Source organism: Halomonas sp. SL18_1 (assembly GCF_055755715.1).
In genome coordinates this window covers 3,487,972-3,501,054 of the sequence record NZ_JBVTRK010000001.1, presented here as the reverse complement: position 1 = coordinate 3,501,054, position 13,083 = coordinate 3,487,972, and the positions used below count along the sequence as shown (strand labels likewise).

The following is a 13,083-nucleotide window of genomic DNA, read 5'->3' as shown; positions in this document are numbered from 1 at the left end:
GTGGAGATGGCATGAGCAAGACCCCGTTTGCAAAAGGCAATCAACTGTTCCGAGAAAAAAAGCTCGAGGCAGCAATTCAGGAATATAAAAAATCGCTCAAGCAGAAAGAGACATACTTTGCTTATGAAAATATGGGGATGGTGTTTGAACGGCTAAACAAAGCAAGCGAAGCCGAAGGGGCCTACAGTCGTGCTATCAGGCTGAATCCTAGGTCTGTGCGGGCAGCACATTATTTAAAGAATAAAAATAAATCCGAGAGCAGTTCATGTAAGGAAAAGAAAAGCAAGAAAGCCGTCTCTGCCGGTGGTGTGAGTCATCAAGTACGACCTGCGGTTGATGTCGTTGCCGGGAAGCTTAAGCCAGAGTTCGAAAACCTCCCTGAAGAGTTGAAAGTCCTGTATGCCCGCCGCTGCCCCTTCGAGGGCGAGCTTAAGACCTCATACCGAGAGTCGGCGTTGAGTACCGAAGCGGACTCCTTCGTGCTGTATCGCATCATCGGCAACGATCTCTACCCGCGCCATGCGAAGGGCCAGTCGCGCCAGAACGTGCGCTTCATCCTGGAAAACGAGCCCGAGCTGGCAGACTGCGAAAAGCGCTGGGTGCTCAACCGCATCTTCGATGCCGGCGAGCGCCAGGCGATCATCGAACTGCTGGAGCAGCACGACCAGCCGTATCTGGAGATCCCGTTCGAGGCCGAGGCGTTTGCCCAGGTCGGGTGGGATTACTCCGCCTATCCGGAGCCAGGCTTTCTCAGCTCCGCTACCTTTCACAAGCTGGGGACGCTGCAACAGGAGCGGGTATTCACCGCGGCCTACCGGAAAAAGAACCTTTACCTGATGAACAATAACGGGGCGCGCAACGCCGCCCTGGAGGATGGACTAGGACGGGCCAAATGGGTATTGCCTTGGGATGGCAACTGCTTCGTCACCGCCTCCGCCTGGGAGTCGATCCGCTCCGCCGTTTGCACTGCGCCGCACCTGCCGTACTTCGCCGTACCTATGGAGCGCATTACAGACAACGCCGAGCTACTGCGGGACGACTTTACCCCCAGCCCGGTGGAAGAGCCGCAACTGCTGTTCCGTCGCGATGCCCGCGAACGCTTTGGCGAAAACCACCCCTATGGTCGGCGTCCGAAGGTAGAGCTCTTCTGGCGCCTGGGCATACCCGGCAAATGGGACCGCTGGAAGGACGACCCCTGGGAACAGCCGCGAGCCGCGCTTTCGCCCGACGCCAGCGCATGGGGAGTGGCCGGATGGGTGGCGCGGCTTGCCAGCGGCAAGGCCCATCTGGAGGCCTCGACCACCGAGAGCTTCAAGAACCGCGGCCGCGAGCGCCAGAAGGCGATTCGCGCCGCCATCAACCATGTGACGCGGCAAGTCTCCGCGCAGCCCGACCCCATCGGCTTGACCTGTTATCGCTTCGAGGCGATCGAAGCCTTGCGGGCCGAGTACCGGGAGCAGGCTGAATCCGGCACCCAGGCCGGGCTGCAGCGAACCCTGCTGCAGAACGCAGCGGAAGCGCTGGAGCGCCAGCCGGGATCCCCGGTGGACAAGCCCGAGCCCGGCCCCTCCGGTGACCTGCAGGACTACTACCACCCCGCCCCTTATTGGTGGCCCAACCCGGACACCAGCGATGGTCTGCCCTACGTGCGGCGCGATGGAGAGCGTGTGCCGGGCACCCGAATGTACGAACAGGAAAGTGACCGCTACGATCGGACTCGCCTGCAGAGGCTGTTCGATGATACGACGACTCTGGCTTTGGCGGCATATGTGACCGGAGACCAGCGCTACGCCACCCATGCCGTTCGCTGGCTGGAGCGCTGGTTCATCGCCCCCAAGACCTGCATGAAACCAAATATGAGCTATGCGCAGGTGCGTTGGGGCAGGAACGGAAATCGCGGTGCCCAATCTGGCGTCATTGAGATGAAGGATCTGTATTACGCCCTGGATGCGGTGCGCCTGTTGCACCACATCGGCGCGCTGTCCAGCGACCAGCTGGAGCGCCTGCGCGCCTGGTTCCGCGAATACCTCGACTGGTTGCTCTCCAGCAAGCAGGGTACCAAGGAAGCACAGGCCCGTAATAACCATGGCACCTACTACGACCTGCAGGTAGCGGCTATTGCGGCTTTTCTGGACGACCACGACACCCTGTATGCCACGTTGGCCCGGGCCGAAGAGCGCATCCCGCTGCAGATCTCGTCAGAAGGCGTTCAGCATGAAGAAATGGCCAGGAGCCTCACGGCCCACTACTGCTGCTTTACTTTGATGGGCTGGTTGAACCTGCTGAACCTGGCCACGCGATTCGATGGCACCTTTGTTTCGCGTGCCGCCGAACCCGACCATCCCCTACGCAAGGCCGTGGAGTGGCTGCTGGCACACGAAGGTTCCCCATGGCCGTATCCTCAGATCGACGAGTTTGATCATCGGCGCTTTTTGCCTATCAAGTCTCATGGTAGAAGCCTGGGGCTCTTTTCTACAGAGGCTAAGCATGATGAGTTCGTTGCACCAGCTTGCTTTGCTCCGCACGATGGCATCCAAATATTTTGGCTTCTAAGTGTTGCTGGACGAAGAGATAAAAATTCTGCGAACCTGTCGCTACTCCATGTGGTTGTGATGAGGTTTGGGGTTGGGGTTTTTGATGAGCTATGGCTTAGGCATCGATTTGGTTTGCTATCTTCTATCACCGTGCCATCATTAAAAAAGCAAGAGTGGCGAGAGAGTATGCATTTTCTCGTGCAGGTGGATGAAAGAATCTCCAAAGAGTGGCTCGATCGTCTAAGAGACTTGTTGTTTGGGCTTCCATTTTTTATTCAGAAGCTTCAGCTTCATTCGGATCGTGGAGTTGGCTTGAGAAGGTATTGCAAGGAGAAAGTTTATAATCTGAGCTATACCCATGTTTTAACAACCAGGATAGACGACGATGACGCAATATCAATCTGTTCTCTTAATGAGATTAATTTGACCGCTAAAAATTTAATGACCTCAGGGGTGTCGAGCTGCACTATTGCATTAAGGTCAACTACTCGTTTCATTCCAGAAGTAAATATTGCGAAAGATTTTTTTGTTAAAGAGCCGGATGCGATTGGTCTGAGCTTGTTGCAAGATTCGCAAAGCGAGACAAATATTTATAATGGCGGCCACAAGGGTTTGATGAAACGATATGGTCATGGTGTGTGGTTGGACCGCAGCAAGGCGCGTGCCCTTTATACTATTCATAGAATGTCTGACTCCAATTACGAAAATCGCGTAAGTGATATGCTTGTAGATGAGTCAAAATACGAGATAAGCTCCCAGGACCTAGATGCATTTGGTGTTGATTCCGAGATGTTAAAAAAGTGGATTGATTTGGATAAGGCATTGCCTGTGCTCGGAGGTTATAAGACTCTAGATTATATCTCCCATGTGGAGAAAAAAATTATTGAAGAGCGGAAAAGATTGAAAGCATCAGGTCAATCAGCCAGCGTGTTGTTAGAGCAATTGTTAGAAGAGCGCGCTAAGCGTGGTAAGAATGTCGTTGATGCGTTGCGCTCAGAATCCGGGTTGAATCTGCGGCCGCAATTTTAGCGCTACAGTCACAACCCTGCTTCAGATGTTGTGCTTGAGTTTAAGGGTGCTGAAACCATCGAGGAAATTGATGTGAAAATAGCCATCGCAGGAACCGGCTATGTCGGCCTTTCCAACGCTATGCTACTGGCTCAGCGTAATGACGTAGTGGCGCTGGATATCGTTCCCGAGAAGGTTGCACTGCTCAACAATAGGCAGTCATCCATCGAGGATGCGGAGATTGCCGAGTTTCTGGCCAACCGAGAGCTGAGTTTTACGGCGACACTGGAAAAGGAGGAGGCCTACCGAGAAGCAGACTTCGTGGTGATCGCGACCCCGACGGACTACGACCCGGAGACCAACTACTTCAATACGAGCACCGTTGAGGCGGTGATCCAGGATGTGCTGGATGTCAACCCCAATGCAGTGATGGTGATCAAGTCCACCGTGCCGGTTGGCTTTACCGCTGAGGCGTGTGAGAAATTTGGTACGCAAAATCTACTTTTTTCACCCGAGTTCCTGCGTGAGGGAAAGGCGCTCTATGATAATCTTTATCCCTCAAGGATCATCGTTGGCGAGCGTTCCGAGCGGGCCGAGACATTTGCGAATCTGCTAAAGCAGGGCGCCGTTAAGCAGGATGTGCCGGTACTGTTTACCAACAGCACCGAGGCAGAGGCGATCAAGCTGTTCGCCAATACCTATCTGGCCATGCGCGTGGCTTACTTCAACGAGCTGGATACCTATGCCGAAACCCACGGCCTGGATGCCCGCCAGATCATCGATGGGGTGGGGCTGGACCCGCGTATCGGCAACCATTACCACAATCCTTCGTTTGGTTACGGCGGCTACTGCCTCCCGAAGGACACCAAGCAGCTGCTGGCCAACTACGAAGATGTGCCCAACAACATGATCCAGGCCATCGTCGAGGCCAACCGCACCCGCAAGGATTTCATCGCCGAATCGGTGTTGAAGCGCAAGCCCAAGGTGGTGGGCGTCTACCGGCTGATCATGAAGACCGGCTCCGACAACTTCCGCGCCAGTGCCATGCAGGGCGTGATGAAGCGCATCAAAGCCAAGGGCGTCGAGGTGGTGGTCTACGAGCCCGTGTTGGAAGACGAGGAGTTCTTTGGCTCCCGGGTGCTGCGTGATCTGGAGGCGTTCAAGGAACTCAGCGATGTGATCCTCGCCAATCGTATGGTCGATGAGCTGAGCGACGCGGTCGAGAAGGTCTATACCCGCGACCTTTTCGGCAGCGATTGAAAACTATAGGTAAGCATGGATCGAGTATTTTATTTCCGCGTGAAATCGGCCGTGCGGCGCCGCCTGTGGCAGCCGGCCAAGGCGCGCCTGGGCCGCTTCGTGCCGCTGGGCGTGCAGGATGCCCTGGGCTGGCACCTGGAGTCGGCACCGCATTCGCCCCGGGCCCTGGAGAAGAAACTCTGGGCCGGCCATTCCCGCTATGCCCTGGCGGACCTGCAGCGCATCTTGACCTCGCGGCGTGTCACGCCTGCCACCCGTGCCGAGGCGGCCTGGTCGCTGGGCCGCTGGTATGCCGCCCGGGCCGAGTACGAGCTGGCGCTGGCCTACGCGCTGCTGATGCGTTCGCTGGACCCAAGCCAGGGCAAGGAGCCCGGCCAGGTGCTGCTGGAGGTGGACTGCCTGAATCGCCTGGCCCGGGCCGATGAGGCGCGCGCCACCCTGGAGCAGGCCATCGCGCGCCAGGGCGAGCTTGCCGACTACTGTCTGGCCTATGCCAACGTGCTCTGTGCCGCCGGTGCCGGGGATGAGCAGCGCCTGGCGTGGCTCAATCGCCTCTTCGCCGCCAACGGCTTCGCCGCGCTGGGCCTGCGGGATGGCACGGCGCCGCTGGCCATCGACAACCTGTGCGCCCGTAAGCCGGTGGCAGGGCAGGATGGCCCTCAGGTCAGCGTGCTGATGCCCGCCTACAATTCGGCCACCACCATCGAGAAGGCGATACGTGGCCTGCTGGCCCAGTCGTGGCAAAACCTCGAGATCATCCCCGTCGACGACTGCAGCACGGACGATACTTGGGACGTATTACAGGCCTTTGCCGAGCAGGACCCGCGGGTGAAGCCTGTGCGCCACCAGGAGAATACCGGCGCCTACGGGGCGCGGCTCACTGCGCTGGAACAGGCGAGCGGCGACTTCATCACCGTGCATGATGCCGATGACTGGTCGCATCCCCAGAAGATCGAAGCGCAGGTCCAGGTGCTGCTCGAGGATGACAGCCTGGTGGCCTGCATGAGCGCCTGGTGCCGGGCCTCACATAATCTCTACATCAACCGAGTGGGCGTGATCCCAGGTCCCAACCTGCAGCGCCAGAACGAGTCGTCGCTGATGTTTCGCCGCCCTTTGGTGGAAACGCTGGGCGCCTGGGATCGGGTGCGCGCCGCGGCGGATACCGAGTTCATCTGGCGCATCCAGGCCGCCTGCGGCAAAGGCGCCATCAAGGTGGTGCATCCCCAGGTGCCGCTTTCCTTCTCGCTCAGCCAGGAGGATTCGCTGACCCAGACCGGGCCCACCCATGTGAAGACCATCTTCTACGGCACCCGCCGGGTGTATCGGGAAGCGCAGACCTGGTGGCACAACAGTGCCCCGCCTACGGCGCTGAAGATGCCCTTACAGGACAGCGAACGGCGCCTTCCCGCGCCGCCGAACCTGCTGGCACGCAGCCCGGCGCCCAGGGAGTACGACCTGCTGCTGGTGGGGGACTTCACCCTCGCCAAGGGGGTGGGGAGTACGCCGAGGGCCTGGTCAGGGCCGCCTTGCAGGCCGGCTACCGGGTGGCGCTGTTCCACTGGCGGCGCTACGAGAAGCCGGCCATGCGCCCGGTGCGTGACACCTATCAGGCCCTGGCCGCCGAAGGCAGGCTGGATATCCTCGCCGCAGAGGATGCCCTCCGGGCGCGCTGCGCGCTGGTCTGCGACCCCATGGTGGCCCGCCACCTCAAGGACCGCTTTCCCGCTTGGCAGGTGGGGGCGCTCTACTGCGTGGCAGGGCATCCGGAGGGCAGCGGCTTTCCCGTCGGGGTCTGGTCACCCAGTCAGGTGGCCGCGCATCTGGCCGAGGCCTTCGGCCGGCCGGCCACCTGGGTGGCGGTCTCCTCCCGCGATCGCGAGCTGCTCGCGGCGGACGCCAATATCCCGGCGGTGAGCGCGATGACGCTGCCGGAGCCGGTGTCGCCGCTGGCGGCCTCGGCCCTTGTCGTGCCGCTGCAGCGCCTGGTGCAGGCGGTCCCGAAAGCGGCGGCGGTCAGCGAGTCGGTTGTCATATTCAAGAGTTAAATACGCGATGCAAATTGTGACTGAGGCCGGCGCGGCGCTGCGCTGGCTGGCCCGCGTGATGGGCGTGTTCTGGCGGGTCCGGCCGCTGGTGACACTCGGCGCGGTGGTGGCCAAGGTGCTCAACCGCATATTCAACCTGCTGGCGCTGTTTTTGCCGCTGAAGGTGATCATCCTGGCGGGCTCCGAAGGGGTGCCGCGCTACTTCCAGTTCTTCATCGCCCCGGATGAGAAGAGCTTTTGGGTGGTGCTGCTCTCGCTGGGGGCGGTGGCGGCCTTCGTGGCGACGCTGCTGCTGGAGGCGCTGACCAAGCGCCTGGCCGAGGCGGGGAGCCTGGAAGTGCTGGAAGGCGCCAACGAGCTGGCAGTGGCCAGCCGGCTGCGTGACGAGGCGCGCGGCTACTATGCGCAGTTCTGCGGCGTGGTGGCCAACTGGCTGATCGTGATGCTGGGCCTGGGGGTGCTGACGCTGCTGGACCCGGCCCTGGTGGCCCTGCTGCTGGGGCTGCTGCTGCTGGAGGCCGGCGCCACCGCCCTGGGGCTTTCACGCGGTAGCGCCCAGGCGCCGGGACGCTTTCAGCGTCTGGTGCGCTACCGTACCCGCAACTACCTGGATACGCTGGGCTCGCTCAACTTCCTGGCCGGGTTCTTCTGGCTGCTGTGGCCCTTTGTGATGGAGCAGGGCGGCAACCTGCTGCTGGCGATCCTGTCGGTGCTGATCATGCGTCAGCTGTTCGGCGCGCTCAGCGGGGTGATCGTCGCCAACGCGGAGCTATGGAAGGCGCGCCTGCAGATCGACCCGCTGGTATTTCGCAGCCGCCAAGCCGTCACCAAGGAGAACACCGCGATCACGGGCCTGCGCCAGGCCTTCGGCGCCGAGCCGCGGCTGGCTGCGGTGCGCGAGGCCATGGCGCAGCAGGGGGGCGAGGGGGCGCCCCTGCCGGAGGCATCGTGGTGGATGGATTCTCCCAGGGCGGGCTCTTCACCTTCCATCTGACGCAGCCGGCAGCCGCTGAGGGCGAAGCGTGCCACTGGCTGCAGTGGATCTATCCCAAGGGGCAGCTCCATCAACTGGAGCATGAGGAGGCGCTGTTCGAGAGCTGGTCGCGCCAGGCGCTACTGGCTCCCCGGGCGGTGGCGCGTTTCAGCGTGGGGGAGTTCACCTGCAAGGTGAGCGCCTTTGGGCGCGGTGAAACGGTGGCGGCGAAGGAGTGGAACGCGGTGCTGGAACAACTGCTGGTCCACGCCTGGTCGCTGGTGCCTCCCGTGGCGCTGCAGCGCGCCTACGCCACGTCGCGGCAGACCCTGGAGGGGCGCTTGAATGCCGACTACGTGCAGCGCATGGCGCTGGGAGTGGATACCCCGGCCCAGCGGGCTGGCTTTCAGCGCTTTCTGGGCGCGCTTGACACTCTCAAGCAGCGCCTGGCCGAGGTGCCGCTCTACCCGTTCAACCCGGACATGAATCGCGGCAACGTCATGGTGACCGAGACGGGCGACCACCGGGTGATGAGCTGGGGCCGTTGGAGCCTGGAGCATATCGGCTACATGGTGCCGCCGGCCTTCAAGGCGGAGCAACTGGATGCCATGCTGGCCAGGGTTCGCCAGGCCAGGGGGCTGCCCGAGGAGGCGTTGACGCGCCACCACCTGGCGCTGGTGGGGCTGTGCCGGGAGCTGGAGCACGACATCGCCCAGACCCGCTACGCCAAGGCGCTGGAGACGGTGGAGCGTATTCTGGCCAATCCGCTGGTGCACGAGCCGGAGGCGGCCCATGCCTGACGCCGCCCGGCCGGAGGTGCCGGCATCCCAGGCGCCGCGCCACGTGGTGGTGGTCACCCGCTACTCGGTAGTGGATAGCCGCATGCAGAGCACCCGCTCGGCTCGCGATGCCGAGTCGTTGGCGGCCTACCGGGCCACCCTGCTCGATGCGGCTCGCCTGCAGGCGCGCTTCGAGATGTTCCGGTCGATTACCGTGCCCTCGCTGATGGCACAGCGCCCCTTCGCGGGAGAGCTGCACTTTCTGCTGCTGATCTCCGATGCGCTGCCGGAGGCGCACCGGGCGGCGCTCGACGCGCTGTTGGCCGGGATGGCGGAAGAGAGCGGCATCCGAACGCGAATTCTCGCCGTGGCGGCAGCACCTGATGGGGAGAGTGAAACGACGGTCCAGCGCTCCATCGGCACGGCGATCGAGACCTATCTGCACGAGGTGGTGGAGAGTGAGCCCGGCTGCTGCGTAGCCACGGTGCGCCTGGATGACGACGATGCCCTGGCCGCCGGCTACTGCCAGCGCCTGGCCAGCTACCTGCGCCCGGAGCTTGCCGGCTTCGTGGTCAGCTTTCCCTATGGCCTGCAGGGGGTAGTGGAGAGCGAGAGCGCCCGAGTGGGCCGCCTGCGGCGGATGTATTATCCCAAGGTGGCGCTGGGCCTGGCGCAGATCAACTACTTCGAGGCCCGTGGCGGCTGGCGGGCGCGGCCCACCCATGTCTACGGCCTGGGCAGCCATGTGCGAATCGACCGGCGCTCCCCGGTGATTCTGGACGCCGCCGAGCCGGCCTACTTTCGCGCGGTGGGGATTACAACGACTCGGGCGACGTACCCTTTCACGCTTTTTTGCCCGAGGTGGCCCCGGGCGAGGTGTCGCTGAAGGAATTTCCCTTTCTTGACGGACGCCTCCAGCCGCCAGGGGAGCAGGCTGCGGAGACTGCCGATGCCGTCGACATCGACGTGTTTGCGGCGTCGGTGGAGAAGGCGCGCAGCCGACGCGAAATCGAGGCGCTGCGCACCAATCTGCAGTCGGCGCGAGGCATGATCGGCTCGCTGAGCGAGCGGCTAGGGCGGCAGGAGGCCGACGCCAGGCTTTCACGGCCCTCGCCATCATCGCCTGACGAGCGCCGCCCGGCCTGGCTGTGGCGCCTGATCCGAGCCCTGACCGGCAAGGGGGCCTCGGGTGACCGTTGATGTCTCGGTGGTGATGCCGGCCCACGATGCCGCCGGCGTGCTCTCGCGCAGCCTGGCCTCGGCGCTGCTGCCCACCCGCTATCGGCTGCAGGTGATAGTGGTGGACGACGGCTCCCGGGATGCCACGCGGGAGCGTGTGCAAGCCTTTCAGGAAGACTATCCTGAGGTGGAGTACCTGTGGCAGCCCCATCGTGGTGCCGCGGCAGCCCGTAACCTGGGCATCGAGGCGGCCCGTGGCCGCTATATCGCCTTTCTGGACAGCGATGACCTCTGGCTGCCCGGTAAGCTCGACGCCCAGCTCGACTTCATGCAGCGTGAGCAGGCTGTATTCAGCTACGGCGATTATCAGCGCTGCGATCGTGAAAGCGGGGCGCTGCTGCGCACTCATGTGGCGCCTTCGACGGTGAACCATGCGGATCTGCTGCGGGGCTGCCCCGTCGGCTGCCTGACGGCGGCCTACGAACAGCACGCCCTGGGCAAGGTATATATGCCCGACGTGCGCCGTGGCCAGGACTGGGGGCTGTGGTTGGCGTTGACCCGATTGGGAGGGGCAGGGCGAAAGTACCCGGGATGCATGCCGTCTACCACACTGGGGGGGTTAGCCTGTCGGCTGGCAAGCTCGCCAAGGCGTGTGATGTGTATCGCATCTATCGCGGACAGGAGCAGCTGGGGCCGCTGAAGTCAGGGCGGTTCCTGGCCCAGCATGTGTACAAGGCGTTATGCGGGGGGATGTGAAAACGTCATGACCCTTGAATACGAGCGCCGCCACTCACGGTGGTACGAAGTGCTGCTACTTGGCCTGCCGCTGCAAGTGATGGTCGGCATGCCGCTTGTCATTGGCATCCCCTCTATCGACCGCTGGGGCTGGGAGTTCTGGCTCTATCTTCCGGATGAGCGCAGTAACACCATCATTGCCATCGCCCTTGCCTTTCTGGCCTCGGCCTTGACGCTGCGGCGAATGGCTCGCTTCCCCGGCTCGCAGCTAGCGGCCCATATTATGCCGACGGTTTCCATCGCGTTTCTGCTGGCTGCTGCCCTGTTGCTCTTTGCGCGTGAGGGCTATACGCGCCAGGTGCTGTTCGGCGGCTACCTCTCCAGCCTGGTCTGGTTCTACTTGGGCTACTTCATCGGCCGGCGCTTTCGAGGGGTCAAGCTGGCCCTGGTGCCGTTTGGGGATACCCGGCAGCTGCTGGGGGCGAACCAGGCTGACCTGAGGATGCTGGATTCCGTCGATCTTGGCGGCGTGAGGTACGATGCCGTGGTGGCTGACCTGCGCGCCACGGATCTGCCACCCGAGTGGGAGCGTTTCCTGGCGTATTGCACGCTATCGCACATTCCCGTCTACCACGTTCGCCAGGTCTCGGAAGCGTTATCGGGGCGGGTGAAGATCGACCACCTCTCTGAAAATGAGTTTGGCACCCTGCTCCCGCCACTATTCTATGTGGGGGCCAAGCGGGTCATGGACTTTATCGGGGCGCTGCTATTGCTGCCGCTGCTGGCCCCGCTCATGCTGCTGGTGGCCGCCATCGTCAAGCTCGACAGTCCTGGCCCCGCCCTGTTCCTGCAGCCGCGCATCGGTTATCGGGCGCGGCCGTTTCTGATGTTCAAGTTCCGTAGCATGTATCACGATATGAGCGGCGAGGACTTTACCGTTTCCGATGACGACCCTCGCATTACGCGGGTGGGGCGGGTGATCCGCAAGTACCGCCTGGACGAGCTGCCGCAGATTTTCAATATCCTCAGAGGGGAGATGAGCTTCATCGGCCCCCGGCCTGAGTCGGCTTCGCTGTCAGGGCGCTACGAGCAGGAGGTACCCTTCTTCAGCTATCGCCACGTGGTGCGCCCGGGGATCACCGGCTGGGCCCAGGTGAACCAAGGCTATGCTGCCGAGGTGAACGGCATGGGTACCAAGCTGCAGTACGATTTCTACTACATCAAGCACTTCTCGCTGTGGCTGGACGTGCTGGTCTCCCTGAAGACCATGCCTATCCTGGTGACCGGCTTCGGATCTCGCTGAGGCTGAGTAAGGCTTGGATAAGGTTCCATCCAATGGCCGGCTTGTATGCCGGCCTTTTTTGAGCAAAAAAAGCCTTGAACTTTGTTGCTAGAAATGCATGCAAGGGCCGTTGGCGCTGCCAGATAAGCCGGCACTAAGCCACTTCTACCACCCAGGAGCCGTCGAAGCGACTCGTGACCAGTACGGCGATAGACGCATGGCTCACATGGAGTCTTCGTCATCGAACAAGGTAGAATCCTCCCCGCTTCGGTAGAGTATGTCCGGTACGAGGCCGGCGGCATGCCGGTGCAGCCTCCCCGAGAGCGGGCTAACCGGGGCGTGGCGTCTTAAGGGTATGGGAAAAACCCGGCACAATCCTTGGGCGGTAGCGTGTCTGAACGTGATGGCGCTCAAGGTGGCGCATCACCACGTCAACGGTTGTGGTCCGCGGTGATGCGGTGATACTTCGCCGTGCAATGATCTATTTTGCGGCTCAACGATTCGCCAGGGTGCGAGTGAAAACGAGGAACAGGGATAGCAGTGATAAAAGTCTCGAGACTGGATAGCCCGGTCATCAATTCGCTGTTGGCATTCGCCATCAAGCTGCTGGCAGCACTCTCGAGCTATGTGTTGCTTGCAGTGATCGCAAGACTGTTGTCCCCTGAAGATTTTGGCGTCTTCAGCTTTTATTTCAGTGCGGCAATGCTGGGTGCCTTGGTAGGGTGTTTTGGTCAGCAGGTGTTTCTGGTCAAGGAAATCCCCGCCGCTCAAACACAGGGCCGAGTGGATAGAGAGAAGGGGGTCTACCGCTTCTCACTGATCACAACCATTGCTGCGGGCTTGGTTACCTCATTGGTGCTTCTGTTGGTGCTTCCCCGTGATCCGGCAGAGGGGGGCGTGCAAGTCGCTTTTTTCAGTGCACTGCTCTGCTTCTTGTATTCAGCAACCCAGTCAACGATGGGGGCGTTGAGAGTACAGAATCAGGACTCTATCGCTATTGCAACCCGTGATTTACTGTGGCGGGTTTTGGTCATATTGTTTTGTTGGCTAGCCATTGGTCAGTTTCGTATGGATGGCGTCAGCGATCTGGTACTGGTGTTCGCCATCATGTCGGCGGTGCTGTTTGGTGTGCTCGTATACCACCTACGTATCGCCGTGAAAAATGTCAGGGAACTGGGGAGGGCAGGCCTTCCTCTCTTGTCAAGTTCTGGATTGGTACAAGCCTGGGTTTGGCTCTCGTTGGGCTCATATCCGGCGCCGATCTGTATCTGTATACCCTAGTCATCGG

The 13,083-nt window shown here is 61.4% G+C and carries 11 protein-coding genes; all 11 read left to right on the top strand.

Annotation, left to right across the window (positions count from 1 at the left end; all coding sequences use genetic code 11):
- The first annotated feature begins 11 nt into the window (after positions 1-11).
- The 11 genes from ACSJDS_RS17845 to ACSJDS_RS17795 all read left to right on the top strand — a co-directional run bounded on the left by ACSJDS_RS17845 (position 12) and on the right by ACSJDS_RS17795 (position 13,076).
- Positions 12-3,563 carry an alginate lyase family protein gene (locus ACSJDS_RS17845; RefSeq protein WP_473034408.1) on the top strand — a complete coding sequence of 1,184 codons (3,552 nt, stop codon included), beginning with the start codon at positions 12-14 and terminating at the stop codon, positions 3,561-3,563.
- A 72-nt stretch (positions 3,564-3,635) separates the two neighbouring features.
- Positions 3,636-4,802: a nucleotide sugar dehydrogenase gene (locus ACSJDS_RS17840; RefSeq protein ID WP_473035064.1), complete on the top strand. Its 1,167-nt coding sequence runs from the start codon at positions 3,636-3,638 to the stop codon at positions 4,800-4,802.
- A 39-nt stretch (positions 4,803-4,841) separates the two neighbouring features.
- Positions 4,842-6,716, top strand: coding sequence for a glycosyltransferase (locus ACSJDS_RS17835; protein WP_473034407.1), 1,875 nt, complete (start codon positions 4,842-4,844; stop codon positions 6,714-6,716).
- Between the two features lie 5 nt (positions 6,717-6,721).
- Positions 6,722-6,847 carry a hypothetical protein gene (locus ACSJDS_RS17830; RefSeq protein ID WP_473034406.1) on the top strand — a complete coding sequence of 42 codons (126 nt, stop codon included), beginning with the start codon at positions 6,722-6,724 and terminating at the stop codon, positions 6,845-6,847.
- 7 nt (positions 6,848-6,854) lie between these two features.
- Complete coding sequence (locus tag ACSJDS_RS17825) at positions 6,855-7,841, top strand: hypothetical protein (protein WP_473034405.1); 987 nt, start codon at positions 6,855-6,857, stop codon at positions 7,839-7,841.
- Complete coding sequence (locus tag ACSJDS_RS17820) at positions 7,796-8,620, top strand: hypothetical protein (RefSeq protein WP_473034404.1); 825 nt, start codon at positions 7,796-7,798, stop codon at positions 8,618-8,620. The genes ACSJDS_RS17825 and ACSJDS_RS17820 overlap by 46 nt, the downstream gene beginning before the upstream one ends.
- Positions 8,613-9,485: a glycosyltransferase gene (locus ACSJDS_RS17815; RefSeq protein WP_473034403.1), complete on the top strand. Its 873-nt coding sequence runs from the start codon at positions 8,613-8,615 to the stop codon at positions 9,483-9,485. Before ACSJDS_RS17820 ends, ACSJDS_RS17815 begins: the two co-directional genes overlap by 8 nt.
- Entirely contained in the window at positions 9,476-9,799 is a 324-nt protein-coding gene (locus ACSJDS_RS17810) for a hypothetical protein (RefSeq protein ID WP_473034401.1), read from the top strand. Before ACSJDS_RS17815 ends, ACSJDS_RS17810 begins: the two co-directional genes overlap by 10 nt.
- The gene (locus tag ACSJDS_RS17805) at positions 9,789-10,478 is read left to right on the top strand and encodes a glycosyltransferase family 2 protein (RefSeq protein ID WP_473034400.1); all 690 of its coding nucleotides are present in this window, start codon (positions 9,789-9,791) and stop codon (positions 10,476-10,478) included. The genes ACSJDS_RS17810 and ACSJDS_RS17805 overlap by 11 nt, the downstream gene beginning before the upstream one ends.
- Positions 10,479-10,541: 63 nt before the next feature.
- Entirely contained in the window at positions 10,542-11,816 is a 1,275-nt protein-coding gene (locus tag ACSJDS_RS17800; protein ID WP_473034399.1) for a sugar transferase, read from the top strand.
- Positions 11,817-12,335: 519 nt separating this feature from the next.
- Positions 12,336-13,076, top strand: coding sequence for a lipopolysaccharide biosynthesis protein (locus tag ACSJDS_RS17795; protein ID WP_473034398.1), 741 nt, complete (start codon positions 12,336-12,338; stop codon positions 13,074-13,076).
- Positions 13,077-13,083 lie beyond the last annotated feature (7 nt).